Origin of the sequence: Allocoleopsis franciscana PCC 7113, assembly GCF_000317515.1 — a bacterium.
Taxonomy (GTDB): domain Bacteria; phylum Cyanobacteriota; class Cyanobacteriia; order Cyanobacteriales; family Coleofasciculaceae; genus Allocoleopsis; species Allocoleopsis franciscana.
Window position 1 is genome coordinate 2,134,745 of the sequence record NC_019738.1, and the last position, 26,472, is coordinate 2,161,216.

Genomic DNA, 26,472 nt, shown 5'->3' on the forward strand with positions numbered 1-26,472 from the left:
GCACCTTCATGATTTACAGCAATTACCCTGTACTACCCGAAGCTCATACTCCTAGAATCCGCCTGTTTTTGGATACCGCCGATATCACTCAGTGGCAAAATTGGCTCCCTATGGGACTATTTTACGGCGTAACAACTAATCCACTTTTGTTAGAAAAAGCTCAAGTGACTTGTTCAGTTAAGTCGTTGAAAGAGTTAGCCCAAGAAGCATTTAATTTAGGCGCGAAAGAAGTCCAGCTTCAAACGTGGGGAACTTCAGTTGATGCCTTGGTGAAAACCGGCGAACGTTTAGCTGGAATTGATGATCGCGTTGTCGTTAAAGTACCCATTACTCAAGTTGGTACACAAGCCGCTTCTCGACTCATAGCACAAGGAATTCAGATTACGCTCACTGGCGTATATGCAGTTCCCCAAGTCCTAATTGCAGCCGCTTTAGGTGCCAATTATGCAGCTCCCTATCTGGGTAGAATTAACGATTTGGGGCGCAATGGATGTGATGATTTAGTGGCAATGCAGAAAGCCATTGTGGGAGTTGGCAGTACAACTCGAATTTTAGTTGCCAGTATTCGGAGTGTGGATGATATGGCATTTCTCGCCACTCAAGGATTGGATACCTTTACCTTTCCAGAAGCGATCGCCTCTGCCTTTTTCGATGTTACGGCAACCCATCAAGCCGCCACTGACTTTGAACAAGCCGCTCGTCGGATGGGTGCAGAAGAGATAAGTTGAGTAATAAGAGCGATACTCAACTTCCAGCTCTCGTCAATTCTAAAGCTATGCCACAACTCACCACTCCCCCCAAAGACAATCCAATTCTCACCGAACCCCAAACCGAAACTGCCAAACCGAAAAAGAAGGGCAAATCGCTGCCTCCCAAACTAATCATCAAATTGGGTAAGTTTGTCTGGACAACCCTGTGGCACATCATGATGTCCAATCTTGCCCCACGCAATAAACAAGGTGCATACATTCGCCCCAGCAGCCAGTTTCGCAACTTCATTGGTACAGAGGCAGACAACCCCTATCCACCAGCAGCAGGACGCTATCATCTCTACGTGGGACTTAGTTGTCCTTGGGCACATCGTACTCTTGTGGTTCGCGCCCTCAAAGGACTCGAAGATGCCATATCAGTGTCCATCGTGTCTCCTTCACCCATTGAGGGAGGTTGGGTATTCAACGAGGAAGAACTAGGTTGCCGCACGCTGGCTGAACTGTACCAACTGGCAAAACCAGGATACACAGGGCGTTCTACGGTTCCTGTACTGTGGGACTCTCAGACAAAGACGATCGTCAATAATGAGAGTTCTGAGATTATTGTGATGCTGAACTCCCAATTCAACGAGTTCGCCAAAAATCCCACCCTCGATCTTTACCCAGAAGAACAAAGGGACAAGATGGATGAATGGAACGAGAAAATCTACCACTCGGTAAACAACGGCGTGTATCGCTGCGGCTTTGCCCAAACTCAAGAGGCATATAACCAAGTTTGCAATGAATTGTTCGCCACCCTTGATGAGATTGACGCAGCGCTGGAAACAAGTCGATACCTGTGTGGAGACAGAGTGACGCTGGCAGATGTGCGTCTGTTCACCACATTATTCCGCTTTGATGTAGCCTACTACGGGATATTTAAGTGTAACCGCCGGAGAATTCGGGACTATCAGAACCTGGGTGCCTACCTGCGTGACGTGTATCAGCTTCCTGGAGTCGCGGATACTTGCAACTTAGAGGCGGTGAAGCAAGATTATTATGGCAATCTGTTCCCTCTCAATCCCGGTGGTATCATCCCTTCTGGCCCCGATATGACCAATCTCCTAGAACCACATGATCGCGAAAACGTTGGCAAGGAATCAGTCGTGTCCGTTAAAACCGATAAACTCTGACTTAAGTTAGCAGCTTAACGCCTCGATCTTTACTGGCATAGACGCGATCGCACGGACACACTGAAAGTAGTCTCTCACTCAAAGCGGTTGACTCCACATCCCCAAACCCTACATAGCGGATGTGACAACCCAGAACACCTGTGAGGACTATTTAATTAGGACTTAATCGTTCGGGAGATTGTGTTTATGGCGATGATTGAAACCAAAACCCAACCCATGATTCTCAACATGGGGCCTCACCATCCATCTACACATGGCTGCTTCCGACTCATCCTTACCCTAGATGGGGAAGATGTGATCGATTGCGAACCCGTTCTCGGCTACCTGCACCGAGGTATGGAAAAAATTGCCGAAAACCGCACGAATCTGATGTTCGTCCCTTACGTCAGTCGCTGGGACTATGCAGCAGGCATGTTCAACGAGGCAATTACCGTTAACGCCCCCGAAAAATTAGCCAATATTCCAGTTCCCAAACGCGCCAGCTACATCCGTGTGATCATGCTGGAATTAAACCGAATTGCCAACCACCTGCTATGGTTGGGGAGTTTCCTGCTGGATGTGGGGGCAGGCACTCCTCTGTTCTATATCTTCCGCGAACGGGAGATGATTTACGATTTGTGGGAAGCCACCTCAGGACAGCGCTTAATTAATAACAATTACTTTCGCATTGGCGGTGTAGCCGCAGATTTACCCTACGGTTGGGTGGATAAATGCCAAGACTTCTGCGATTACTTTGCCCCCAAAGTCGATGAGTACGAACGTTTAATTACGAACAATCCAATTTTTCGTCGTCGCATGGAAGGCATCGGTACCATCACACGGGAAGAGGCAATCAACTGGGGACTTTCTGGCCCGATGTTACGCGGTTCTGGAGTGAAATGGGACTTGCGAAAAGTTGACCATTACGAATGCTACGACGACTTCGACTGGGATGTGCAATGGGAAACAGCGGGAGATTGCCTCGCCCGTTATTTAGTTCGGATTCGGGAAATGCGAGAATCCGTTAAGATTATTCACCAAGCCTTGCAAGGATTGCCCGGTGGTGCTTACGAAAACCTGGAAGCCAAGCGAATGGTAGAAGGCAAGAAATCCCAATGGCATGACTTCGACTATCAATTCATTGCCAAAAAAATTGCCCCTACCTTCAAAATTCCGTCAGGGGAACATTACGTCCGCATTGAAACCGGTAAAGGTGAAGTAGGCATTTTTCTAATTGGCGATGATAATGTTTTTCCATGGCGTTGGAAAATTCGTACCGCCGACTTTAATAACTTACAAGTTTTGCCCCAGTTACTGCGCGGAGTAAAAGTTGCCGATATCATGCCCATTTTAGGCAGCATTGATATCATCATGGGTTCAGTTGATCGATAGAAACTATTTTCTCTTTCCTCCTGTTCTCTCTCCCCTTCCCCTCCTCATACTGAGTTGCGTTCATACGTAGTACTTTCTCCCCCTTGCCCCCTTGTCCCCCTATCTACTACCTTTGACTGCAACTTGATATCAGTTCAGTGCCCTCTGCACCTGGAGTGGTTTGTTCACCCTAAAAACATTGCAATTACAACAACTAAACTTATGAAATCCATCAATTTACCACCCAGTCCAAAAGGTCATTTTCTATTCGGCATTCTCAATGAATACGTCCGCGATAGCCTAGGCTTCTTAACTCAATCTGCCCAAGAATATGGTGATATTGTCTACTTTCCAGGCATTCGATTTGTAGGATACAAAGCCTACTTTATCAACCACCCAGATTATATTGAAGAAGTACTCGCCACCAAAACTCACCAATTCGGCAAATTTAACCAAGGTTTAGGAATTATTGGGCGAATTTTAGGCAATGGAATCGTCACCAGCGAAGGCGATTTTTGGCGTCACCAACGTCGCTTGATACAACCCGCCTTCCACCGAGAACGAATTGCAGCGTATGGAGAGGTAATGGTTGCCTATACCAACCGGATGCTGACTCGTTGGCAAGCCGGTGAAATTCATGATGTCCACGAGGACATGATGCGCCTCACGCTGGAAATTGCGGCAAAGACGTTGTTTGATGCGGATATGGCGGATCAGGCGGATGAGGTGGGACAGGCACTCGCGTTTGCGATCGCTTATTTCGACCAATGGCAGCGCAATCCCATCGCCATGTTACTCCCCGAAAATGTCCCCACTCCTGGCAACCTGCGTTCCCGAAAAGTGATTCAGCGCTTAGATGCGATCGCTTATGAACTCATCCGCCAGCGCCGAGAAACTGGTCAAGATACCGGTGACTTACTCTCAGTGCTCCTGCATACTCAATACGAAGATGGCAGTCCAGTCACTGACCAACAAGTGCGGGACGAAGTAATGACCATCCTGTTAGCCGGTCATGATACCACCGCCTTAGCCATGACTTGGATGTTGTATCTTCTCTCACAGCATCCTGAAGTTGAAGCCAAGCTGGTAACAGAATGGCAAACCGTGTTAAATGGACGTGATCCAACTTTCGCCGACTTACCCCAGTTGCGTTATACCGACAGTGTGGTGAAGGAAGCGATGCGGCTTTACCCGCCTGTGTGGGGAATGGCACGAAGAGCAAACACGGATAGTGAAATCGGTGGATATCCTATCCCCAAGGGTAGCGTGATTATCCTCAGCCAGTGGGTCATGCAACGCGATTCCCGCTATTTTAACCAACCCGAAGTCTTTAACCCCGATCGCTGGGCAGATGGCTTGGCGCAACGGCTACCCACCTATGCTTATTTTCCCTTCGGTGGGGGGCCACGAGTCTGTATTGGCAAGTCATTTGCTCAGATGGAAGCTGTGTTACTGTTAGCTACCATGGCTCAAAAATTTCAGTTTACTCTTGTACCAGGGCAAAAAGTTGAGCCTTGGCCTGCTTTTACCCTGCGCCCAAAACAGGGAATCAAAATGGTACTCAGTGAGCGATCTCTTCAAGACACTCCAGTACTTTCTTCAAATTTATAAAACGATTCCAACTTTCCCTTCTGCCTTTTGCTATACTTTTAGGCTCCTATTAATGATCGACTCCATTTCCCCTAACAATGGACTTTCTCGTCCAAGTTAGAAGAATTTCTAAGCAATCGATCGCTTCGTCCCTTTCGTGATTATGAGGGCAATATTGTAAAATACTTTCCAGCATTTGTGACCCCATCTGTTCTAGGATACGAATATTTTTTAGGTCGTCTACAGTTGGAGATTGCCAATTGAGGATGCGATCGCGCAAAGCCCTCTCTTGGGGAGTTAGTTTATCCATGTTGTTAGCCTGATAGTTTAGAGAAATTTTCTCTCTAAGGAATGATTTTTTTCGATTCGCTCTTCGTGTTCTCAATGTTAATCGTGGGAAAACACACTTTACACATCAATTAACTGACTTCATGAAATCTTCTTATGCAAAGCAATAATAAACTTTTCTGCTCATCCTGAGATAGCGATTATGGTAACTGGAGCTGAGCTTGTGCGTTGAAAAATTGACGTGCAACACCTTGAGTAACCAAGACAGTTGTTGTCAGGTTGGCAAAGGCAATCATAAACATGATCAAAATCTGGTAAGATGCGGCATTTAACGGGTCAATCCCACTCAGTAATTGACCTGTAATCATCCCTGGTAACGTAACAACCCCCACAATCATCATTTGATTCAACGTAGGAATTAATCCAGCCCGGATCGCCTCTTTGCGATAAGTTTCTACCGCCTGCTGGGGCGTTGCGCCCAAGCTAAGATGCGTTTCAATCTCCTGGCGGCTGCTTTTCACGCTACTGACGAAGCGTTCCCCCGCGATCGCGGCTCCATTCATGGCATTACCCAGTACAATCCCCGCTAAGGGAATCAGGTACTGTGGCTCATACCAAGTTCTGGGGTGAATGATTAACAGATTGGTATAACTCAGAGTCAAGGCTGTACTGAAAAATAGTGCACCGAACACTACGGGGATAAGCCGGGGAATCTTTTTTCCGACCCGATTGCGGGTGGTAATGGTGGCAATGGTCAGCATGATCATTAACACCCCTAGAACCCCTGGAACGGCGACGGGGTCTTTTAAATCAAAGATTACAGCCAGGATGGAACCCACGACCAACAACTGGACAACGGTTCTACCGGTGGCGATCGCAAGCTGAAATTCTAGCCCCAGCTTTTGCCAGCTCGATAAGCCAATGGCGATTGCCATCAAGCCTAATGCCCCAACTAAGTCAATCGGGTCAAGTTCAATTAAAGAATTTTCCACTCCACAACAACTCACTCACTTGGTTGAATAAGGCCAGAAGCTAGTCAAAAATGTGGGAAAAGCAGTCGTTGCAGCCCCTAGCTTCTCTCTAGACTATTCCGTCTGTGTCTCAAGTCACAACCTGTTAACGGACAAGGAAACCCTCGCTTTTGAAGTAAAAGGTGAACAAGTCAGAGGTTTAAGCGATAATAATTACTCCTTATTGGCTCAACTCTCCTGTAACGCCCATGATCCCCAACTCTGAAACAATTTGAGAACTTTAGCATTCTCAGGAAATAATGAATGGGAACGCCTGGATTCCCTTTTGCCGCAAAATTTGGTTTATTTAAGTAAAAATTCTAGGTGTAAGCGAGTGAGAAATATTCCCCCTATTGACCTGAAACGGCAGTACCAAATGATTGGCGAACAAGTCAGTGCTGCGGTTCAGGATGTCCTAACCTCCGGGCGTTATATTGGTGGTCCTAGTGTCGAAAGCTTTGAGCAGCAGTTTGCCGCTTACATGGGTGTGAGTGAAGGCATCGCCTGCAATTCTGGTACCGATGCCCTTTATCTGGCTCTACGGGCGTTGCAGATTGGCCCAGGAGATGAAGTGATTACAACACCCTTTACCTTTATTGCCACGGCTGAGGTGATTACAGCGGTTGGTGCAACGCCAGTGTTTGTTGATATTGATGCTCAAACGTTTAATCTTGACGTAACTCAGCTAGCCGCCGCCATTACTGATAAAACCAAGGCTATTATCCCGGTTCACTTATTTGGGCAACCGGTGGATATGACTGCCCTGATGGATCTAGCAGAAACTTACGGATTGGCTGTGATTGAAGACTGTGCTCAGGCAACCGGTGCTGAGTGGGCAGGGCAAAAAGTAGGAAGCATTGGACATGTTGGCTGCTTTAGTTTTTTTCCCACCAAGAATTTAGGTGCTTGTGGAGATGGTGGGGCAGTCGTCACTAATGATCAGAATTTGGCTACCTCCATCCGTCAGTTGCGAGAACACGGTATGGTTAGCCGCTATTACCATGAAGCTACAGGTATCAACAGCCGATTGGATGCCTTGCAAGCTGCCATCCTCAAAATTAAGCTACCTTATCTTGAGCAATGGAATGTTGCACGTCGTGAGCTAGCTGCCAATTATCACCAGTTATTGAAGCCAGTACCCGGAGTGGTGCTTCCTCAGGAACAACCAGGAAGTTGGGCGGTATGGAATCAATACACCCTTCGTCTCACTCAAGACAACAGCAGTGGACGCTTTCGGGATGAAGTGCGCCGTCAGCTTCAGGAGTTAGGCGTCACTGCAATGGTTTATTATCCCCTACCTTTGCATTTGCAGCCGGTTTATCAGAAATTAGGCTACCAAGTGGGTCAGTTTCCTGTGGCTGAAACCGTCTGCCATGAGGTATTATCTCTGCCCATTTTCCCAGAACTTTCCTTTGAGGAGCAGCAACAAGTGGTCTATCGCTTGAAGGATTGCTTAATTTTGGAACGAGTTTAGCTGCTTGGTGGAATGAGGTAGGGGTATCCCTCAATGGCAGGGTACCCACAAGGGGTACCCCGACTTTAATCTAGAGTGAGTTAAACCTGAAGGCTCCGGGGGCTAACCGTCGCCAAGGCTTCAACCAGACTGCGGACAGCCGCCACCATGGCAACTTCGTTATCCAACTGATTGATGGCAGAACCAACGCCAACACCCTTCGCACCTGCGGCAATCGCCATGGGTACAGTGACGTTGGATAAGCCAGAGGCACACATCACGGGTACTGATACCGCACGGGAAATCTCATAAGCTGCCGCCAAGGTGGGGGATGCTTTTTCAATTAACCCTAGGGTTCCGGCTGAGCGGGGTGAACTGCTCGTTCCGCCTTCGGTTTGGATAATGTCGGCACCGGCTTGGACTAAGTCTTCCGCCAGTTGTACTTGCCGATCTAAGGTCAGAATGTGGGGGACGGTAACGGATAGGGTGATGTGAGGTAGGAGCGCTCGTGTTTCATAAGTCAACGCCAATACTTCTTCTGCCTCAAACCGCTTTCCTTGAGCGTAAAAGCTATCAAAGTTACCAATCTCGATCAGATCGGCACCGGCTTCAACGGCAGTAACAAATTGAGCCGATTCCACGGCTGATACACAAATTGGCATGTTTGTCAATTGGCGAACCAACCTGACCAAATCTGGATCGGCGGCGATATCCACAAACGTCGCACCGCCTCGATCAGCGGCTTTTACCGTCGCGGCAACGCTTTTGGCGTCAAAATTATTTAAACCGCTAATGACTTTGAGGACTTGGCTCTGGTCGAATGCTTTTTGTAGGGTTGGATGCATAGTCATAGTTGATCTTCGATAGCCTGATTATCAACGAAGTAGGGCAGCACGATTGAAAAGTCAAACTCTAGATGGATGCCCATAAACTTCCCTCATCTGAATTTTTCTTCCTTGAGAGCTTAGACGAAGGGGAAGACTTTTGCCTAGACTAAAAGCATACTGGAGATGTGTATCATCCTGCTCCTGAAGACGCATGAATTTTGCACCCGGAAACTTGTCTTCTTTTCACTCTGATGTTTTGCAGCAAACACAGTTGGGTCAACTGTGTGGTCAACAACAGCTATTTCGCAATCGCTATGAAGTACTACGGATGCTGGGTCGAGGCGGGTTCGGTGTCACATTTCTGGCCAAAGATGTGTTACTGCCGAGTGAACCTTTATGTGTGATTAAGCAATTGTGCCCTAAGGTTGCCGACCCTGCCGCTTTAGAAAACGCCCAAAGACGCTTTGAACGGGAGGCAAAAATTCTCGGCAAGTTGGGCAGCCATTCCCAAATTCCGAGATTGCTGGATTACTTTGTGGCAGACGGGGAATTTTACCTGGTTCAGGAATACGTTTGTGGCCCGACCTTAGCAAGGCTTGTGAGGCGTTCCGGTTGTTTTTCGGAAGAATGGGTGACACGCTTCCTCCGCGAGATGCTGGTGCTGTTGCAGTACGTTCACAAGCAGCAGGTGATTCATCGAGATATCAAGCCTCAAAATATTATTCGCTGTCAGGACGATGGCAGGCTAGTACTGATTGACTTTGGAGCCGTTAAAGAGCTAGTGGCTCAAGCGGGAGAAACCAGCATGAAAGCGCCCACCACCCATTTTATTGGGACAGTGGGGTTTGCGCCGCCTGAACAGTTTTCTCTAAGACCTGTGTTTGGCAGCGATATTTATGCCCTAGGAATTACTTGCCTGTATTTGTTGACGGGGAAAGCACCCTTGGATTTTGATAGCGATCGCCATACCGGTGAGTTAATCTGGCAAAATTCCACCCAGGTGAGTGAACCCTTTGCTAATATTTTGAGCAAAATGCTCAAAATTTCTCTCAGTGACCGCTATCAATCCGTTGGCTCCATCCTGCGATCGCTTGATCAGAACTCGACTCCAGATAATGCTCCAGATAATCTAGCTCGGTGTTTGTTGACTCGCCACCAACCGGCTCCACAAGCGTTGGCAAACAGAAATGACAGCAGTTCTCATAGCCATCAGTCTCCTGCTGCCAAAGCGGCGATCGCAATTCGAGACTGGAAATACCGGATGCAAGCCAGACAAAAGCAGCGTCAAAAGGACAAAATTAACCACATTCTGAGTGAGTGAATCTAATCATTCTCCATGAACTCAGTCTTTGCCCAAGTCAAGGCAACTATCCTTCTACCCGTTATAGATTGCTAATCATCCAATAGAGTGCGCTATTTAATTCAGGGAGCTTGTCTATAAAGATTCTACTGGCAAGCTCTCTCGTTTTTTTGCTCAAAAATATTAGGAATTTTATCGATATAATTTTTAACAATTTCCACAATACCGCGAGATTTCACAAAAGTATTAGCAACGTCATTCCATTTTCCATTACTCTGCCAATTCATCACCACATAGTTTTCGCCCCCAAAATATTGGCCTGCATAGGATAAAGCATTATTAGGTTCGTTGGGAGTCCAATTTGTGTAAGTCACATTGTCTCCATTGCTCCATTTCCAAACACCTTCCATTTGTTCATCAGTGAGTCCGAGCCAAAAAAGCTCGGTGCCACCGAAAACATCTAAGAGCCACTTTTGTTCTTCAGCATCGTTGATGGTGACGAGATTTCCACCCGCCGCCATAGCTTCCGCTTGAGCTTCAGTCCAAGATGAGCGAGCTGTAGTTAAGAAATATTGATTGCCCGTTGTCGGGTTAGTAAATGTAAACGCTTGAGCAGCGGTTCCTACACTCAAAGACATTAATACTGTTGCAGCAGCTACGGATAAGTTTTGCCAGACAGAGATAAATTTCATAAATTTCCATACTCCAAAAAATAGACATTGACCTTAAATAAGAAATAAAAAAATAATTTTTACACAATAACTTTAAAAACTATTTTTTATTTCTAGAAGGCAAAACTGAAAAATTCAATTCAAATTAATGCCCTCTTAAATCAGTTGTAGCTTTTTCGCAGGAAGGCGATAACAGTAGTTATACGGATAAAAAAAAGCGGCTCTAGAATATGGGTCTACGTAAATTTACGGCTATTCGTTAAATAGCTCAAGTTTCTATTTAAATAAATGGTCTATTTCCCTTTAAAATCAATACTTTTGGGTTATAAAAGCTAGATTTTTAGGAAAGATTTATAGGTTGTAATATAAAAAATAATCTTTATCTTGATTCAATCTTTACACTAATGTCTCACTTATAAAGCTATTGTAAATACTGGTTTGGCAACTCTCTGATTAGAGAATTAGTTAGATTTAAATATTGTTTAATCTACTTGATTTTTTTGATTTTTCTAGAACTACTACCTGCTCAGAGAACACAGAGAAAGAGAAGATCGGCTTATACAACAACAAACGTTTGAATTTAAATCAAAAAGCACCCTTCAGTTGACAAAAATGCCGAAAGGTGCTTATTTTTTGCTAAAACTCAATTTTGGAGATTTATAACCTAGAGTTTAGCTTGGTAGTCCTTAAAAGACTGATAGTAATTATCTGCCCTGTGAAGGTGACACTCGTCTGTAATTTGCTTCATTAAAGACCAAGAGAAATTACACTCATAAAGTTTGTCACCCCAATTTTCTTTTAGGGCACTATGAGCCAACCGCAGATTGTAGGAAGGAATAGCGGTAGAAATGTGATGGGGGATGTGGACGTTGATGTCGTGGCAGAGGAATTCGACCCAACGGGGATAGGTGCAATAGACGGTGCCAAAAAGCTGAGCTTCAGCCTCATTCCAATCACGAGTAGGTGTGAAAGGAATGTCAGGTGCTGTATGGTGAACAATCGTGAAGGTACTCATCCAGAAGTGGTAAACCATCCAAGGCATGAGCCAGAATTTGACAAAGCCCCAGATACCCGTTGTAGCTAAAAGTAAAGGAAACGCGATCGCCGCAAAACCAAGCGCCACTAAAGCCGAAAACTTCACCTGAGAGCGCTTTTTCCCCTGAAACTGAGTCCAGTTAAAGTGCATCAATCCCCAATGGGCGATCGAGCCAATCCACCAAACTCGACCCCGGATAAGCTGGTAAAAAAACTTTACCCAACCCGGACTACTGGCATAAAATTCCGGTGTAAAGGGGTGCCACGCATTGTCTTCTTCCAGCTTATTGGTATGGGCGTGATGGTGATTGTGTAGTAGTCGCCAACTGTGAAAGGGATAAATCAGGGGTAGAAAAGCCAAATGCCCGACCAGGTCATTCACCCAGCGCCGATTTGCAAAAGAGCGGTGCCCACAATCATGACCAATCACAAAAAAACCGGTCAACGCGGTACCGGTAAAAATCCATAAAGGGGGTAAAAGAAACCAGGGCACCACAGCTAGACCCCAGTAGCCCAAGCAAACCATTAACACGTTAATGATTACCAAAGTCCAGGCTTTACGACGGTCTTTCGTAAAAACCTCTCGCGGTAAGGTTCGCAAAATGTCCTTCAATCTTAAGGACGAAGCCGTCACTAGAGGCGTTGTGTTGGAACCTGGTTCTTTAATTGCCGATATAGTCATGAAAAAATTGTTTTCTCCAAGGTCAGTATTGGTAGAGGACGCATGTTTAAGTCACGCTAAACCACCCGCCAGGATATTAAAGGTACTGGCAGGCAGGGCTTTTGCTCTGCTTGATATTCGAGTCAGAGACGAAAAGTATTATTACACCCAGAGCTATGCCCAGGGCGATCAGCCGTTTTACTGACGACAAAGTATTCTATTATCCTTAATTCCCCGTGTCTGAGTTGACCGACGAGCCTTGCCGTTGCTGCTTCAAAATTTGCAGGTGCTGCAAGAGGGATTCAACTTCCGCTTGCAAATGCAAATACTTGACTTGCTGGTCAGCCTGATACAGAGACTTCATCAATGCCATCAGGCGGGGATTTTCAGTTGCAGCAGCCCTTGAAGTTCTGATGAACTGAGCATTATCAACCGAACGAGGGGGAGCGATGAGACTAGATGAACGAGTTGACATCAGCCGTTTGGTAGTTATTTTTGCTTACTCACACCAACGGACATTGTAGCCTGAATGTCAAGGTTAGTTAAGTTTAATGTGTCGCTTTTCTGACTGGTTGAGTTTGAAGTGAATTCATGCTAACATGTCCTATTAGCCGCTAATCGTACAAAATTTGTTGCTGCCCCTTAGTACAAACCAGGGATAAGTTTTTTCACCTGTTGCTGGTACTCTGCGTAATCTGAATATTTCTGAGTTAACCAGGCTTCTTCTCGGCGGCTTTTAGCATCGAAAAAGGTGAATAGGATAGCGGTTGCAATCAGGTGAGAAAGGCTGACATGGAAGACAGACCAGCTCAAGGCGACAGCAATCAGCCCAGTGTACAGCGGATGACGCACGATGCTGTAAATGCCAGACTGTACTAATTGTCCATCCTCTTTCGGGTAAGGCAAGGGGGTTAAGTTTCGCCCTAAGTCCAGCAGCCCTTTGCCGATGAAAATGGAGGCTGCTAGTCCCAGCACAGTAGCGATACCCCAGCGTAGAGACAAAAATAGGGGTGAGTCAATGACCCAGCCCACTGGGCGGTAAACTGGCAAGAATACAAAACCAATCATTAGGGCACCTTGAAGTAGGACTAAGTACTCCCCTCGTTCACCATTGCGCCATCCTTGAAGTGAGAAGCCCCACTCTTGAAATATTTTCAGCATTTGCGAACCCTCCTCTTCTTCAGACTCATGAGGCTTTCGGATGCTCGAACCTCAAATAACCCGTCCATGAAGAGTATGACATTTTCTATTCTTAGTTTGTCGGTGAGTGTTCAGGATGCCTCATCTCAACCGAAGAGAGGTTCACAAAAAATTGTCAAAAAAAAGCCCTCTCAGAGCTTCCAGATGAGAGGGCATCTCAGTAGTCCAAATGCTTACAAATTAAAATGTACTGAGAAAGTGTGAATAATTTGTGAAATCCAACATGAGCAGTCACTTTAGGTATTTATCTGTTGCTCAAGATACTCTCTTTTTCTTCATCAGCCAGCCAATGCCACCAGCGATTAGTACGCCAACTGATGTAATGGGTTCAGGTACCGATTGAGGCTGGGAAGGGATAAATTCTGCACCGGATAATCTTACAGCATAGTTCCCTTCATGAATGGGGTTCTGATTATTGAATTGACCCGTGCCGTCAACTTTCAATACGTATTCTCCGGCTGACAAGTTATTAAATTTAACTTGAGCAATTCCAGAACTATAAGAAATTCGACTACCTGATATATTCCCTAATCCCCAGGTAAAATCACCCATAAAATACCCACCCATTAAAGAGTAATTGCTATTAAAAAGCTGAAAAGCTGGAAAAGTATTTGATGGAAATGGCATGTTGAAATAAGGGCCTGTTTCAATTGCCAAAGTTCCTATGCCACCAAAGGAAAAGCGAAAATAATCTTTATCTTGCGTTGATGTCAGGCTTCCCTCAATGATATCTAACAACTTGTTGTCTAATCCACTCACCGTTTGGGCACTATTAAACGTATTTCCGGCATCATTAATTTCCCAAAACGTGGCGGCTTGGGCCGGCATTTTAATTGCAGCCAAACTTATTCCTGCGAGAGTTGTATTAATGGCTATTTTGGTGTATATATTCACTTCTATTTCCAGCTTGATAGCTTCATTTTAAGGAAAGTTTGTACCCAGTTTTGGAGAAATCTTTCTTGAGCCTTGTGATTCAATCGGTTGGCGTCAAGCTAGAACATCGTTTTAAATATTACAGGACTTACGCAACTGTCACAGGCGATCGCATTCACAAAACGAAGAAAGGCTGCTATCTTTGGCTGCAACGGGTTGCTATGCCCCTACAGGCTGAGCAGATGCCGAAATCATCGATGGATTGATCTCAATAAATAGAATTGTGATTTGATGCATCGCCTCTGGGTTGAGCAACCAAAAATCCCACTTTGCATCGGTCTACTGGAATGCTCTATTCTTGACGGTTGGCGAATTCGCTAAAGTGTCACATAGATGACCCATCGCAATCGAAAGCGTCTATGACAACTACAACAAGCAGTGAATCCGCCACCCAACTCCCCCCACTTATCCCTCGCGAAATTCTGTTTGGCAACCCAAAACGTGCCCGTCCTCAACTCTCGCCGGATGGTCAGTATCTCACCTATCTCGCACCCGATGAAAAGAACGTCTTACAAGTATGGCTGCGGACGGTGGGGCAAGAAGACGACCGGAAGCTGACAGACGATAAAAAACGTGGGATTCGCATGTACTTCTGGACATACAGCCCCCAACAACTGATTTATCTCCAAGACTCAGACGGTGATGAGAATTTCCATCTTTACTTAGTCAATATCCAATCGAATATCGTCCGGGACTTGACTCCCTTCCAAAATGTTAAAGCCCAGGTCGTCGATCTTGACCCCAACTTCCCAGACGAAGTGCTAGTGGGACTGAACTTAAATAACCCACAAACGTTCGATGTTTACCGGATTAACCTGAATAACGGTGCTGTGGAGTTTGAGACAGAGAACCCCGGTAATATCGTAAGCTGGACGGCAGATGCCGAGTTTAAAGTAAGAGCTGCAACGGCAGCAACCCCTGATGGAGGTTCGGATTTATTATTTCGGGAAACCTTGGACAAGCCTTGGGAAACCCTGCGTCATTGGGGACCCGATGATGAAGGTGGGGCTGTTGGCTTTTCTGCCGATGGCAAAACCCTTTATCTAATTGGCTCTCATGAGGCTAACACTCAGCGCTTGATTGCCCTTGACCTGGCGACTCACCAAGAAACCGTGATGGCAGAGGATAGCCAGTATGATGTGGGTGGAATTATAGCACATCCCACGACACGAGTGATTCAGGCGGTTTCTTTCTACAAGGATAAAGTGAAGTGGCAAATACTGGATGAAAGTATTGCCGCCGATTTTGAGGCCATTTCCCAAGTCCGTGAAGGCGAATTTGGCATTGGTAGCCGCACCTTGGCGGATGATACTTGGCTATTCGTTTATACGATCGATAATGGCCCTGTTTACTACTACATCTACGATCGCGCCTCCAAGTCCAGCACGTTACTCTTCAGCAATCAACCCGAACTGGAAGAATTATCCCTGGCTTCCATGCAACCAATTGCTTACCAAGCCAGAGACGGATTAACCATTCACGGCTACCTGACAACACCCGTGGGCATCCAGGCGAAAAATTTGCCTACCGTTCTCCTGGTTCATGGTGGCCCTTGGGCACGAGATACTTGGGGTTATGATTCGGAAGCGCAATGGCTAGCCAATCGAGGTTATGCGGTGTTGCAAGTGAATTTCCGGGGTTCTACTGGCTACGGCAAAGACTTTTTGAATGCAGCGAATCGCCAATGGGCGGCAACCATGCACGATGACCTGATTGATGCGGTGAATTGGTTGGTCGAACAGGGGATTGCTGACCCGAAGAAGGTGGCAATTATGGGGGGTTCCTACGGAGGTTATGCCACATTAGTTGGGTTAACCTTTACCCCAGAGGTGTTTGCGGCGGGTGTGGATATTGTTGGTCCCAGCAACTTGGTAACGTTGCTTAAAAGTATCCCACCGTACTGGGCACCTCTGCTCGCTAACATGTACCATCGAATTGGCAACTTGGAGACGGAAGAAGAGTTTCTTAATTCGCGATCGCCTTTATTTTTCGTTGACCGCATCCAGAAACCCTTACTCATTGGACAGGGTGCCAACGACCCACGGGTCAAGCAGGCAGAAAGCGAACAAATCGTTGAGGCCATGAAAAAGGCGGGCAAGCCTGTGGAATATGCACTGTACACCGATGAAGGACACGGCTTTGCTCGTCCGGAAAACCGACTCCATTTTTTTGCGATCGCAGAAGAATTCCTCGCCAAATATTTAGGGGGTCGCTTTGAACCCATTGGAGAGATTCCAGGACATTCCTGTATCCTACAATAAGCCCTTGGTCGTTACAGTTCAAAATTGAACAGTGAGGGGTGTGGGGAACGTGTTGAGTTTTGTCAAGGGTATTCGGGCTAGTCGTTGGTTCCATCCTCTGCTGCTCTTGCTCTGGGTAGCCGTTGGGATTGGCTTGCGCTTGATGCGTCTAACCGCCAAAACCCCTTGGACGGATGAATTTGCTACCATTGTGTTTAGCTTGGGTCATAGTTTTAGAACAGTACCCCTGGATCAGGCGATCTCCATTGATGTTCTCCTGAAACCGATCCAACCCGACCCCAGCACGGGAATTGGGGATGTCATTCATTATTTACTCAAACAGAGTAATCATCCCCCCCTGTATTTCGTGCTCGCTCACCTGTGGATGCGCTTGTTTCCGCCAGAGGACGGGATTGTGTCAATGTGGGCGGCGCGATCGCTTCCGGCTATTTTTAGTACACTCTCCATCCCAGCCATGTACGGTTTGGGTTATCTTGCCTTTCGTTCTCGATTAGTCGGGCAGATGGCAGCCGCAATTATGGCGGTTTCACCCTTTGGTATCTTTTTGGCTCAGGAAGCACGCCATTACAGCTTAGCCATTTTGTGGGTGATTGCCTCAGTGTGCTGCTTAATCGTGGCAGTACAACACCTGTATCGGCATACCCTATTACCCCTGTGGATGGGATTAACTTGGGTCTTGATTAACACCCTAGGGGTTGCAACCCATTACTTTTTTGCCCTGACGCTGGGTGCTGAAGCGTTGGTGTTGTTGGCCGTGGCTTGGCGTCAAGGAAATAGAGAGAGGGAGAAGTCCTTAAATTTAACCCAAGAAGGGACAGCCGCTTTTACCCCCGAACCTCATCCCACTCCGACATTTTGGCAACGATTACGCCGAACGGAAAACACGACACAAACCTTATCACCCCCTCACTCCCTCTCGGTTGCTCTCGGTGAAACTCGAACCAAAGCCCACTTTCATTTCTTCTCTAAACCTTGGCGACGGATTTATGGGGTGGCGGCCGGTACGATAACAGGCGGCATCGTTTGGCTACCGATTTTACAATCCAACTACGATTACGACCTGACCCACTGGATTTATGACGGCAACCCCCTGGAACGCTGGCTTGAACCCATCGGTCGAGTGTTGGCTTGGTTGATGACCATTCTCACCTCGCTACCGATGGAATTGACAACGTTACCGTTAGCAATTTTGATTACCTCTGGCGTTGTGACGCTGATTTTCGTGGTGTGGGTTATACCAATTCTTAGGTATGGTTTGAAGTCTGAACACTTTTCGCCCGATACCCGTTTGAATCTTCAGGTTTTGGGTGATTTTATGATCGGGGCTTTGGTGATATTTTTTGGCATTACCTATACTCTGGGTGCGGATATGACCTTGGCACCCCGTTATCAGTTCGTTTACTTTCCAGTGGCGATCGCTTTAATTGCAGCAGCACTAGCAACGTCATGGACTACCTTGACCCCACCCGCTCAAATGCCCTTAACAGCGCCTCACCCATCCTCTAGGGTTCGATTTTCCAGAAGAGGGGGTAAAAAAGCTGTCATCCTGATTTGGCTGATGGGACTGTTGGGAGGGCTAACAGTAACTTGGAATCTGGGCTATCTGCAAAGTATTCGTCCCGATCTCATGGTCAATGTGATTGAGAAAGTGTCCGATGTGCCCGTTCTGATTGCTACGACTCATCAACACCATGGTCATACCGGTAGAATGATGGGCTTAGCGTGGGAATTCAAGCACCGTAACTCGTCTCATTCTTCAGCCAGTCGGGATACAACGTCTCCTACGTTTCTCTTAGCTCGTGACAAGTCAGATTCTCAACGGAAAAATCCGAGCATTACACTTCAAGAAACGGTGGCTGGACTACCCCGACCCTTGGATGTATGGCTTGTGAATTTTCATGCCGGTATAGACCTAGCGCAACAACAGTGTTTCGTGACCCCACAACGTTTGCCAAAGGTAGATAGCTACTGGTATCGACTTTATCACTGCCCTGCGCCTGAACGAGGGAATAACCCAGCCCCATACTGACCTGTCTGATTGTTTCCTATCCAATCAGAATTAACAAAAAATTAGCTCTCGCATTCTCTGCGTCCCTCTGCGAAAACCTCTGCATCCCTCTGCGTTAAAAAACCTAATATTGGGATACTCACGAATTCAATATCAATTGACTCGCATTCAAACTTCAATCTCCTTGCCTATTTAATAGGATAGCAGGGCAAAAATTAACAGGGATTCAGAGCCTTTGCCCTGCTCAAATGACGCTAACTTTTTACATCGCGTAATACAAGAGGTGATCTGTTGATACCGGGAGAATAGCACCACCAATTTGCATATCCTCAAAGTCAATCCCATTCAGCTTTGCTTCACTCAAATTAGCTCCCCTTAAATCTGCCTTTTTCAAAATTGCCCATGTCAGGTTAGCCTGTTCTAGAGAAGCTTTAGTCAGGTTAGCGCCTGTGAAGTCTACTCCTTTGAGATTAGCTCCGTGTAAATTGGCTTCACTCAAATTAGCCCTTGTTAAGTTTGCTCCTTCCAAGTTAGCACCGTTTAATTTAGCTTCCCTCAGGCTGACGCCTTCTAAATCAGCGCCACCCAGATCGACTTCTTTTAAAAAGGCTTTACTGAAGTTAACCCCATTCAACGAAGCTCCATATAGCTTTGCTCCAACTAATCTCGCCTCTGATAAATTCGCCCAGTTGAAGTTGACACCGCTCAAATTGGTATCTCGGAGATTTGTTCTTTGTAAATCTGCGGAGCAGAGGTTAGCCCCCCATAAGTTAGCACGCCGCAGATTAACCGCACTAAGATTTGCACCACTCAGCTTAGCTCCTGGAAGTTTTGACTTCACCATAAAGGCTCCGCTCAAGTTGGCTTTGGTTAAATCGGCTTCTACGAGTTTAGCTTCGCTCATTTTGGCAAAACTGAGATTAGCCCAGTTCATTTGAGCACCACTCAAATCTGACTTGGTGAGAAACGCTCGACTCAAGTTAGCACCGGTCAAATTAGCTCCTGTGAGGTTGACTCCAATCAGAGTGACTCCCCTTAAGTCTGCCCCACACAGATCGACACCTGAAAAATCTCTAGCTCCTTGGTCATAAAGGTTGAGCAGATATCTCACTTTCATAGCGTAGACACTCCAATGACGACGCTTTTACCTAGACGATTCAAAAGACTTGGATTACCAACTTTAATCACCATATCAGTCGTAGCTCATGATTAACATTAGAAAAGATCTGATTAGGTTTTTTAAGTTTTTATCACCAATTAGAAGAAAACTTATAATAAATTTAAAATTCAATGTCTCATTTTTAATTTTATCAAGTCAGTTATGATGTCTTAATCAAGGTTCAATAAATATTTGTGAAATTTGAGACGATTTTTGTTTAATTCTGTAATACAAATTTCGTCTTCAGGGACGTAAATTAATATCACCTTGTGGATGTTTATAAAGATTAAAAAATGGGTAGACGGAGTTCGTGATTTTACGACATCTGAAGTATTTTGGTCAAAAAGCTTCAAGAGCAAGTCTGAAATGATGAGTAAGAACACCCTGTATTATTAAGACGACTCGCACATCTCTCTTCTCTCGGATCTAAGCCTCTGTGCTGATTTTAAGTAGCCTCTCAAAAGATATTATGTACCCTCTCTAAAGCAAATAGGTATAAATTTACATCTTGCACCATTCGACTAAGGAAATATTCATGTTTATTTACATTCCCAGGGAAGATTAGAAATAGACAAAAATCAGGAATTCCCAATTTTTTCACAACGTTCTCCCCAGGAGGAGGCAGAAAAAGTTCTAGCTCTCAACGTTCCATCTAATACCTGAATTTGCCGCATCTAGCAACGACTCTCTTGGTTATCCAGTGAGGGTTCCGAACTCTATAAAGGATGGGTGGGACTAGAGTCGTTAATAGTCAAGAGCGATCGCCCAAAGGGGCGATCGCTTCTTTCTTAACCGCCGCCTAAGTTTTCTTAACGTTAGGGCTGAGTCGGTAGTAGAGAATAGACCTGACCATCAATTAACAGTCGAGTAATTCCTTTCGCTTGCAGATGAGAGCGAGTCTTCTGAAGCATTCGACTATCAGGAACTTTAATCACTCGCTGAGAACGATTAGAAAAGCGCCGTGCAACTTTGTGATTGTCAAAAATGGGTAGCGTTTTCTCCTGAATTTCTTCAGATGGAATCTGACCTAAGTCGCTAAACTCTTTCAGCGGTCGAGCGATTAACTCCGCTGCTCGGTCTACAACCAAATAGCAGGTTCTAGGCAGAGAAGCTTCCGAAAGGGGCAAAACTTGAACATTAGCACCGCTTCCGGTAAAAGACGTTTTTAACAGTTCTCGGCTGTTGTCATCGTCTCCGTCGTCTTCCCAGTCGTCATCATCCTCATCATCTAAGTCATCATCATCATCCTCTAAATCCATCAAGTCGCTATCCAACAACTCGTCTAAACGGTTAGGCTTTGCCTGTTCCATTTCATCGAGCAGCTCATCTGGCTGATCCGGCTCATCTGGCTCATCCGACTTCTCTGCCTGAACCCTAGCAGAAATATTCAGCGGTAATTCGGTCTGAATAGCCCTGCGATCCGAATCTGCTGGGTGAGGTACGGAAGAACGTTTACGTCGCCGACGCCCGTCAATAGAACTTGAGTCTAATGATGGAGTCTCTAATTCTACCTTTCGCGGTAATTCTACCGTTCGTGGCTTCGGGGGCTGAATAACGGGTGCGGATTCTACCTCCAATTCGAGTGTTGGCTCAGGCGATTGGAGAATCGACGAAGCTCCACTCCCTGGAGTACGATTTAATCGCTTTTGCTGAATAAGATCTTCGTATTCAGACTCTAATAGGTTGCTTTTGAGGATGCGGCTAATGGTCGAGTTACTTACGCCATAGCGCACTGCCAGAGTTGAGGTTGTCTCTTCTGGGTGTCGATATAGGTTTAAGATATCGCTTTTGTCGGCATCCGATAGTTTTCTGGGACTCATAACTTAAGTTAAGCTCGCTTGCGCGCACTACGGCGAGAGCGGCTTGATACGTCATATTCTAGAGCAGCACCAATGGCAAACAGTACACCACTAAAAACAAAAAAGACTTCTAGTAGACTACCGCTTTGATATTTTGTCTGTGTAGCATCTTCGTACTTAAAGTACATATCCGCAATATAAAGACACACCGTTGCGGCAGCAATCACTCGCCAAGACTGGGCAAACCGTCCGCCCCAAAACGCTAAAAAGAGAGTTGAGGCAATAATCAGAAGGAAGACATCGCCAACAATATAGAAGAAATTCACAGATTTAGAGAAGGGTTTAAGCGTTTCTTGGATGGAAATCGCCCAACCGGGTGCCCGATTTTCTCCAGTTTGAGATTCTTCTTCTACAGGTGGCGTGGCTGAGAATGGCTCACTAGCTTGGACTAACAAAGCCTGTGGAGAACCTGCGGCTAGGGGTAAAGTTGCTCCTGTGCTTGTCTGTTCAATCGCGTTAAGCGGGGAAACTACCCCTTCTGCTTTCGAGTTAGCATTGGGTGTAGACAGCAAAACCAAAACCGCTAAGGCAATCCCTAGAACGGCGATAACCCCTACTGTTACCCACTGCCAAACTTCTAAATTCAAACGCCTGGGCAGAACGGCTAAAACCATGCCCCAGCTAAGAAATAGATAGAAAGTAATGTAAAACAAATCGGCCGGTGACACTTCGGGGCTAAGACCGAAATATAGTTCCCATACTCCAAATATTAAGTTACCAATAAACCACGAGATCATTCCCAGACCAATTCCTAGCCAAACATTACGTCCGCTAGCAATCTGAGGACTACGCCAGTTTCTGTAACAGAGTATAGCCGCCCCTAAAAAGGGAAGAGTTTCCAACACATAAGTACCAATCAAGTACCATAGCGGGCTATCTTCCCCAGGTGCTGTAATACTGAACAACAGAAAAAACAATAGCGAGATCACAGACCAAGCAATTCCCCCATAGACGATCTGCTGACCGCTTAAGGAGGAAGAAGTACCTGATGATTTTTCTACAGAGCTGCTCATAAGACTTTCACCCTTATCACTTACAAGGGAAATCCCCAAAAGCTAATGTTATAAACTGACGGACTAGCGCAGCCGTTTTGCGTTTGGATTGCCCAAGCACGGCCTATTGATGTGACCTTCTTTCTAGCTTATCGCCATAGTTTACCCAGTGGAGAAGATTGAAGCCACTCCAGAAACTGCGCGAGTTCAGTCTCTGACATATCTTGCAATATATCTCTTACTCCTTCCGCAAAGTTGGTATTCCCAAAATATTCCTTTCCAAGACGATAGAGTTCCTGTAATAGAGTAATTAGATGATGTTCTTCCCAAGGTGGTATCTGTAAGGCGGTGAGTGGGTCTATGCTGAGCAAATTTTTCACAGCCGCTGGTGAGTCAGCTTTTGGAAAGTGCCACTGCTGAAAGACTTGGGTGAGATCTTTCTGAAACAATCCCGCTTGCCGATTTCCGAGAAGGTCTTCAACATCCATATAAACGGTTTGTAGCAGTAAAAGACAGGCTTGGGTAAAAGGGACAATTTTCGCGTCAGGGCTACTTTCTGTTCCGAGCTGCTCAAGGCGGATTTTTCCCCAAACGCTGTAGCGCTCAGGCTCCTCTAATAAGACGCAGACTTTGCCGCGATTATCTGTGAGGTCTCGCCAGAAGGCTTTTGCATCTTCTGCTTGATTGGCACTAAATACGCTAATCAAACGAAAAGATTGCCCCTGATAATTGAGAATTGGGATTTGTTGGTCCCGCTTCGGGTGCTGAATGGTAGAGATTTCAACATCCTGCTTTTTCAGAATAAACATGACATTGGTAAATGACTCTTGACCAGGCCGGCGGGTGCTAGGGGGACGCGCTGTAATACCCAAGCAACCATCTATCTCCAGTGCGCTTGCCGTGAGGGTTTAACTGAGCTGCGATAGACACGCAAGCGACTCGGCAAGGGGCTGATCCCTTGGAGTCATACCGCTGCCTATACAAGCACCTGATGATGATGGTTTATAGTGTACCTTGCTCGTCAATCGGCTTGCCGCGATTAGCCATGCAGCGTTGAGAATCTTGACTTGCCATCACGCGTGTCGCACCAATACAATACTTAATGTTATCCAACTGACTTGCTCAAAAAGACTATCATCTGTTTTTAGCATGGAATTGTTATCCTATTTCACAGGAATCTGCTACGGAGGGTGAAACCTATTCTAACCAACCAGGCAAGCGCTATGTTTGCTGTTGGAATTTCTGTATGATAAATTTATGCTCTCGTAGCTCAGGGGATAGAGCAAGGGATTTCTAATCCCTTGGTCGTAGGTTCGAATCCTACCGAGGGCGTCCTCTAGACCCAATAAAACTTTGAAACTGTGTTGAGTTCTGCCAGACTCCGTTGTAGTGGTTCAATCTTGGTCAGATGATGGAATTGTTGAATATCTTTATCCCAGAGTGCGTCACCATAACGCGCCGCAAAGGCTGCACGGGTATCAATATCAGGAATCCGATAAGTTCTTAGGTCTAGATTGTAAATCTCTTTGGCTTTGGCAACTAGCTCTAAGGTTTCAAGGAAATGATGTAGCGTGTCAAGAAACACTACCGGCACCGATATTACTGGTTTAAGCTCACGATAGAGAATATCGGTAATCACTAAATCATCAACATTAAAGGCACTGGTCTGCACTAGACCTATGGGGATATTCTCAACACACCAAGCCAAAATGTCTCTTGGATCAGCCGTATCGAATCGCTGATTGAGTTCCTCTAAATCAAAATTAGGAGATTGAACCAATGCTGATGCCGATTGAGTCATAATAGCTTTCGCCTCTCATTTTTGCAGACTGTTCAATCCAGTTCATCCTAACTAACCCAATCAAGATGAATCCACCAGAAAACCGTACATCAATTGGCGAAAAGTCTTACCAATAAAGCTGTATATTACCGAATACAGGTTCAATTTTTGGTTAAATCAATGGCACTCTGGGCTCAACCAAGGCAAGCCGAAGAAACTGGCGGATTGAGCAGAAATTAGAGGCTGATTCTAGTCGGAGCGAGCCAACTGTGCGTATAACCAAATAATTTTGGAGACAATTATTATGCAATTAATCCTATATAGCAAGCCCGGTTGCCACCTGTGTGAAGGATTACAAGAAAAGCTCGAACAGATTCAAGGCTTAAACTTGGCTCTAGATGTGCGAGATATTACAACGCGTGAGGATTGGTTCCAAGCCTATCAGTATGAAGTGCCGGTTTTGTGCCGAGGCCGTGCGGGTCAGGAAGAACCCTTGCCTCGTCCTTCTCCTCGCCTGAGTGTTCAGCAGTTGGAACGAATGTTACAGAATTATTTATCGGTAGATGAGGCAAAATAAGCGCAGAAACACGGAGAGAGGGGAACCGGAGAAAACTGCACAAGCTTAATCCAAGGGGACTGATTCCCCATGCCCCATGCCCGTTCTTTGTGAGGAGCAACAATTGAGATGAAATTACGCCAACTATTAGCTACGATTCCTAACATTGTGCAAATGCCTGACCACCCAGCACTGGAGGCTGAGGTGAAGGGACTCTCGACCAATTCCCATGCCTGTAAGGCAGGGGATTTATTTATTGGGATGCCAGGAACACGGGTTGATGGAGGAGAGTTTTGGCAAAGTGCGATCGCATCCGGTGCGATCGCTGCCCTAATTTCTACCCAAGCCGCTGAAAAAAGCCCTTCTCCAGAAGCTTTAGGGGCAAGTGCTTGTGTGATTTCTGCGACGGATATGACCATCGCCTGTGCCGAAGCCGCTGCCGCTTTCTATGGATATCCAGGACAGCAACTCAAGCTGATTGGTGTGACGGGTACCAACGGTAAAACCACAACCACCCATCTCATTGAATTTCTCCTCACTCATGCTCAGCAACCTACAGCACTTCTAGGTACCCTTTATACCCGTTGGCCTGGTTTCCAACAAACAGCCGTTCATACAACCCCGTTTCCGGTGGAACTGCAACAACAGCTCAAGTCAGCCTTGGAGGCAGGATGCCAGTTGGGTGTGATGGAAGTCAGTTCCCATGCCTTAGCTCAAGGCCGAGTGCTTGGTTGCTCGTTTGAGGTCGGAGTGTTTACCAATCTAACCCAAGACCATTTGGACTTCCACCGCGATATGGAAGATTACTTTGCCGCCAAAGCGCTTTTGTTTAATGCCAATTATCTCAAAGGACGGGCGATTATTAATATTGATGACCCCTATGGCAAGCGATTGGTAGAACAATTGCAGCCAGAACAGGTCTGGTCTTACAGTGTGCATGACCCCTCGGCTGACTTGTGGACGAGTGACCTGAACTATGAATCGACTGGGGTGAGTGGGATACTGCATACGCCTGCGGGTGAGGCTCCTTTCCGTTCGCCTTTGGTGGGTCAGTACAATTTATCTAATTGGCTGGCGGCGGTAGGAGCTGTTTTACAGGTGGGTTTGAAGTTAGAGACGGTGGTGGAGGCGCTCCCGCAATTTATGGGCGTTCCTGGACGGATGGAGCGGGTGCAAATCAAGCCAGAACAGGACGTGAGTGTGATTGTAGATTATGCTCATACGCCCGATAGTTTGGAGAATTTGCTCAAGGCATCGCGACCCTTTATTCAGGGCAAGATGATCTGTGTGTTTGGGTGTGGGGGCGATCGCGACCGCACAAAGCGTCCCAAAATGGGTAAAATTGCCGCCGAACTCGCTGATGTGGCGGTCGTGACTTCTGATAATCCCCGCACGGAAGACCCAGAGCGAATTTTACAAGACATCCTCGAAGGAATTCCGTCATCCGTGACGCCCATTGTACAAGGCGACCGCGCCACCGCCATTCGGACTGCTATCTTACAAGCTCAGCCGGGAGACGGTGTTTTAATTGCAGGGAAAGGTCACGAAGATTATCAAATTCTCGGTACTGAAAAAATTCACTTTGATGACCGAGAACAGGCACGAGAGGCACTTGCTGAGCGATTAGCCTAGTCTAAAATAGAATGATTCGTGACGT

General features: G+C 46.2%; 23 protein-coding genes, 1 tRNA gene and 1 pseudogene. 12 read left to right on the forward strand and 13 right to left on the reverse strand.

The features are described 5' to 3' along the window. The first annotated feature begins 8 nt into the window (after positions 1 to 8). The 4 genes from MIC7113_RS08890 (at position 9) to MIC7113_RS08905 (ending at position 4,843) form a co-directional block, all read left to right on the forward strand. A complete protein-coding gene (locus MIC7113_RS08890) occupies positions 9 to 728 on the forward strand; it encodes a transaldolase family protein (protein WP_015181840.1) in 720 nt (239 codons plus the stop codon). A 47-nt stretch (positions 729 to 775) separates the two neighbouring features. Then, a complete protein-coding gene (locus MIC7113_RS08895) occupies positions 776 to 1,882 on the forward strand; it encodes a glutathione S-transferase family protein (protein WP_015181841.1) in 1,107 nt (368 codons plus the stop codon). 186 nt (positions 1,883 to 2,068) lie between these two features. Continuing rightward, a complete protein-coding gene (locus MIC7113_RS08900; RefSeq protein WP_015181842.1) occupies positions 2,069 to 3,253 on the forward strand; it encodes an NAD(P)H-quinone oxidoreductase subunit H in 1,185 nt (394 codons plus the stop codon). Positions 3,254 to 3,454: 201 nt separating this feature from the next. Further along, on the forward strand, positions 3,455 to 4,843 hold the full coding sequence (locus MIC7113_RS08905; RefSeq protein WP_015181843.1) for a cytochrome P450: 1,389 nt from the start codon (positions 3,455 to 3,457) through the stop codon (positions 4,841 to 4,843). Between the two features lie 49 nt (positions 4,844 to 4,892). On the opposite strand, the gene MIC7113_RS08910 is transcribed toward MIC7113_RS08905, so the two are convergent. Beyond that, positions 4,893 to 5,132: a hypothetical protein gene (locus MIC7113_RS08910; protein WP_015181844.1), complete on the reverse strand. Its 240-nt coding sequence runs from the start codon at positions 5,130 to 5,132 to the stop codon at positions 4,893 to 4,895. Positions 5,133 to 5,310: 178 nt separating this feature from the next. After that, positions 5,311 to 6,102, reverse strand: a complete 792-nt coding sequence (locus MIC7113_RS08915) for an ABC transporter permease (protein WP_015181845.1) — start codon at positions 6,100 to 6,102, stop codon at positions 5,311 to 5,313. A gap of 352 nt (positions 6,103 to 6,454) precedes the next feature. On the opposite strand from MIC7113_RS08915, the gene MIC7113_RS08925 reads away from it, so the two are divergent. Then, entirely contained in the window at positions 6,455 to 7,594 is a 1,140-nt protein-coding gene (locus MIC7113_RS08925; RefSeq protein ID WP_015181846.1) for a DegT/DnrJ/EryC1/StrS family aminotransferase, read from the forward strand. An 80-nt stretch (positions 7,595 to 7,674) separates the two neighbouring features. Here MIC7113_RS08925 and MIC7113_RS08930 read toward each other — a convergent pair whose 3' ends face one another. Next, positions 7,675 to 8,424 (reverse strand): DUF561 domain-containing protein, encoded by a 750-nt coding sequence (locus MIC7113_RS08930; RefSeq protein ID WP_041779961.1) that lies wholly within the window; start codon positions 8,422 to 8,424, stop codon positions 7,675 to 7,677. 187 nt (positions 8,425 to 8,611) lie between these two features. Here MIC7113_RS08930 and MIC7113_RS08935 point away from each other — a divergent pair, with 187 nt between their 5' ends. Continuing rightward, positions 8,612 to 9,721 (forward strand): serine/threonine-protein kinase, encoded by a 1,110-nt coding sequence (locus tag MIC7113_RS08935; RefSeq protein WP_015181848.1) that lies wholly within the window; start codon positions 8,612 to 8,614, stop codon positions 9,719 to 9,721. Positions 9,722 to 9,846: 125 nt separating this feature from the next. On the opposite strand, the gene MIC7113_RS08940 is transcribed toward MIC7113_RS08935, so the two are convergent. The 5 genes from MIC7113_RS08940 to MIC7113_RS08965 form a co-directional block, all read right to left on the reverse strand. Then, positions 9,847 to 10,392, reverse strand: coding sequence for a C-type lectin domain-containing protein (locus tag MIC7113_RS08940; protein WP_015181849.1), 546 nt, complete (start codon positions 10,390 to 10,392; stop codon positions 9,847 to 9,849). Positions 10,393 to 11,035: 643 nt separating this feature from the next. Then, positions 11,036 to 12,088 (reverse strand): fatty acid desaturase, encoded by a 1,053-nt coding sequence (locus MIC7113_RS08945; protein WP_015181850.1) that lies wholly within the window; start codon positions 12,086 to 12,088, stop codon positions 11,036 to 11,038. Between the two features lie 205 nt (positions 12,089 to 12,293). Beyond that, complete coding sequence (locus MIC7113_RS08955; protein WP_015181851.1) at positions 12,294 to 12,542, reverse strand: hypothetical protein; 249 nt, start codon at positions 12,540 to 12,542, stop codon at positions 12,294 to 12,296. Between the two features lie 167 nt (positions 12,543 to 12,709). Next, on the reverse strand, positions 12,710 to 13,228 hold the full coding sequence (locus tag MIC7113_RS08960; RefSeq protein WP_015181852.1) for a methyltransferase family protein: 519 nt from the start codon (positions 13,226 to 13,228) through the stop codon (positions 12,710 to 12,712). A gap of 294 nt (positions 13,229 to 13,522) precedes the next feature. Beyond that, entirely contained in the window at positions 13,523 to 14,161 is a 639-nt protein-coding gene (locus MIC7113_RS08965) for a PEP-CTERM sorting domain-containing protein (protein WP_015181853.1), read from the reverse strand. A gap of 65 nt (positions 14,162 to 14,226) precedes the next feature. Here MIC7113_RS08965 and MIC7113_RS36105 point away from each other — a divergent pair, with 65 nt between their 5' ends. The 3 genes from MIC7113_RS36105 (at position 14,227) to MIC7113_RS08975 (ending at position 18,490) form a co-directional block, all read left to right on the forward strand. Further along, on the forward strand, positions 14,227 to 14,406 hold the full coding sequence (locus MIC7113_RS36105; protein WP_155897967.1) for a hypothetical protein: 180 nt from the start codon (positions 14,227 to 14,229) through the stop codon (positions 14,404 to 14,406). 153 nt (positions 14,407 to 14,559) lie between these two features. Further along, positions 14,560 to 16,461, forward strand: coding sequence for a S9 family peptidase (locus MIC7113_RS08970; protein ID WP_015181854.1), 1,902 nt, complete (start codon positions 14,560 to 14,562; stop codon positions 16,459 to 16,461). Positions 16,462 to 16,510: 49 nt separating this feature from the next. After that, a complete protein-coding gene (locus tag MIC7113_RS08975) occupies positions 16,511 to 18,490 on the forward strand; it encodes a glycosyltransferase family 39 protein (protein WP_015181855.1) in 1,980 nt (659 codons plus the stop codon). 241 nt (positions 18,491 to 18,731) lie between these two features. Here the strand turns inward: MIC7113_RS08975 and MIC7113_RS08980 are convergent, their stop codons facing one another. The 4 genes from MIC7113_RS08980 to MIC7113_RS08995 all read right to left on the reverse strand — a co-directional run bounded on the left by MIC7113_RS08980 (position 18,732) and on the right by MIC7113_RS08995 (position 23,288). Continuing rightward, complete coding sequence (locus tag MIC7113_RS08980; RefSeq protein WP_015181856.1) at positions 18,732 to 19,586, reverse strand: pentapeptide repeat-containing protein; 855 nt, start codon at positions 19,584 to 19,586, stop codon at positions 18,732 to 18,734. An 857-nt stretch (positions 19,587 to 20,443) separates the two neighbouring features. Further along, on the reverse strand, positions 20,444 to 21,448 hold the full coding sequence (locus tag MIC7113_RS08985) for a hypothetical protein (protein WP_015181857.1): 1,005 nt from the start codon (positions 21,446 to 21,448) through the stop codon (positions 20,444 to 20,446). An 8-nt stretch (positions 21,449 to 21,456) separates the two neighbouring features. Then, positions 21,457 to 22,500: a hypothetical protein gene (locus MIC7113_RS08990; RefSeq protein WP_015181858.1), complete on the reverse strand. Its 1,044-nt coding sequence runs from the start codon at positions 22,498 to 22,500 to the stop codon at positions 21,457 to 21,459. 128 nt (positions 22,501 to 22,628) lie between these two features. Next, positions 22,629 to 23,288, reverse strand: a complete 660-nt coding sequence (locus MIC7113_RS08995) for an Npun_F0813 family protein (RefSeq protein WP_041779965.1) — start codon at positions 23,286 to 23,288, stop codon at positions 22,629 to 22,631. A 450-nt stretch (positions 23,289 to 23,738) separates the two neighbouring features. On the opposite strand from MIC7113_RS08995, the gene MIC7113_RS09000 reads away from it, so the two are divergent. Continuing rightward, positions 23,739 to 23,811, forward strand: a tRNA-Arg gene (locus tag MIC7113_RS09000). A 22-nt stretch (positions 23,812 to 23,833) separates the two neighbouring features. On the opposite strand, the pseudogene MIC7113_RS09005 reads toward MIC7113_RS09000, so the two are convergent. Beyond that, positions 23,834 to 24,280, reverse strand: a pseudogene (locus MIC7113_RS09005) (phosphoadenosine phosphosulfate reductase domain-containing protein); the annotation flags it as partial. Between the two features lie 283 nt (positions 24,281 to 24,563). On the opposite strand from MIC7113_RS09005, the gene MIC7113_RS09010 reads away from it, so the two are divergent. Together MIC7113_RS09010 and MIC7113_RS09015 are read left to right on the forward strand one after the other, a co-directional pair. After that, positions 24,564 to 24,836 (forward strand): glutaredoxin family protein, encoded by a 273-nt coding sequence (locus MIC7113_RS09010; protein WP_015181861.1) that lies wholly within the window; start codon positions 24,564 to 24,566, stop codon positions 24,834 to 24,836. A 108-nt stretch (positions 24,837 to 24,944) separates the two neighbouring features. Next, the gene (locus tag MIC7113_RS09015) at positions 24,945 to 26,447 is read left to right on the forward strand and encodes a UDP-N-acetylmuramoyl-L-alanyl-D-glutamate--2,6-diaminopimelate ligase (RefSeq protein ID WP_015181862.1); all 1,503 of its coding nucleotides are present in this window, start codon (positions 24,945 to 24,947) and stop codon (positions 26,445 to 26,447) included. The last annotated feature ends 25 nt before the right edge of the window (positions 26,448 to 26,472 follow it).

What these genes read in the sequence shown, in the direction of transcription:
- MIC7113_RS09015 (WP_015181862.1), top strand. Translation starts at nt 24,945, where the DNA reads ATGAAATTACGCCAACTATTAGCTACGATTCCTAACATTGTGCAAATG.
- MIC7113_RS08985 (WP_015181857.1), bottom strand. Translation starts at nt 21,448, where the DNA reads ATGAGTCCCAGAAAACTATCGGATGCCGACAAAAGCGATATCTTAAAC.
- MIC7113_RS08955 (WP_015181851.1), bottom strand. Translation starts at nt 12,542, where the DNA reads ATGTCAACTCGTTCATCTAGTCTCATCGCTCCCCCTCGTTCGGTTGAT.
- MIC7113_RS08980 (WP_015181856.1), bottom strand. Translation starts at nt 19,586, where the DNA reads ATGAAAGTGAGATATCTGCTCAACCTTTATGACCAAGGAGCTAGAGAT.
- MIC7113_RS08910 (WP_015181844.1), bottom strand. Translation starts at nt 5,132, where the DNA reads ATGGATAAACTAACTCCCCAAGAGAGGGCTTTGCGCGATCGCATCCTC.
- MIC7113_RS08935 (WP_015181848.1), top strand. Translation starts at nt 8,612, where the DNA reads ATGAATTTTGCACCCGGAAACTTGTCTTCTTTTCACTCTGATGTTTTG.
- MIC7113_RS08995 (WP_041779965.1), bottom strand. Translation starts at nt 23,288, where the DNA reads ATGTTTATTCTGAAAAAGCAGGATGTTGAAATCTCTACCATTCAGCAC.
- MIC7113_RS08900 (WP_015181842.1), top strand. Translation starts at nt 2,069, where the DNA reads ATGGCGATGATTGAAACCAAAACCCAACCCATGATTCTCAACATGGGG.
- MIC7113_RS08930 (WP_041779961.1), bottom strand. Translation starts at nt 8,424, where the DNA reads ATGACTATGCATCCAACCCTACAAAAAGCATTCGACCAGAGCCAAGTC.
- MIC7113_RS08990 (WP_015181858.1), bottom strand. Translation starts at nt 22,500, where the DNA reads ATGAGCAGCTCTGTAGAAAAATCATCAGGTACTTCTTCCTCCTTAAGC.
- MIC7113_RS08895 (WP_015181841.1), top strand. Translation starts at nt 776, where the DNA reads ATGCCACAACTCACCACTCCCCCCAAAGACAATCCAATTCTCACCGAA.
- MIC7113_RS08890 (WP_015181840.1), top strand. Translation starts at nt 9, where the DNA reads ATGATTTACAGCAATTACCCTGTACTACCCGAAGCTCATACTCCTAGA.
- MIC7113_RS08960 (WP_015181852.1), bottom strand. Translation starts at nt 13,228, where the DNA reads ATGCTGAAAATATTTCAAGAGTGGGGCTTCTCACTTCAAGGATGGCGC.
- MIC7113_RS08945 (WP_015181850.1), bottom strand. Translation starts at nt 12,088, where the DNA reads ATGACTATATCGGCAATTAAAGAACCAGGTTCCAACACAACGCCTCTA.
- MIC7113_RS08970 (WP_015181854.1), top strand. Translation starts at nt 14,560, where the DNA reads ATGACAACTACAACAAGCAGTGAATCCGCCACCCAACTCCCCCCACTT.
- MIC7113_RS08905 (WP_015181843.1), top strand. Translation starts at nt 3,455, where the DNA reads ATGAAATCCATCAATTTACCACCCAGTCCAAAAGGTCATTTTCTATTC.
- MIC7113_RS08940 (WP_015181849.1), bottom strand. Translation starts at nt 10,392, where the DNA reads ATGAAATTTATCTCTGTCTGGCAAAACTTATCCGTAGCTGCTGCAACA.
- MIC7113_RS09010 (WP_015181861.1), top strand. Translation starts at nt 24,564, where the DNA reads ATGCAATTAATCCTATATAGCAAGCCCGGTTGCCACCTGTGTGAAGGA.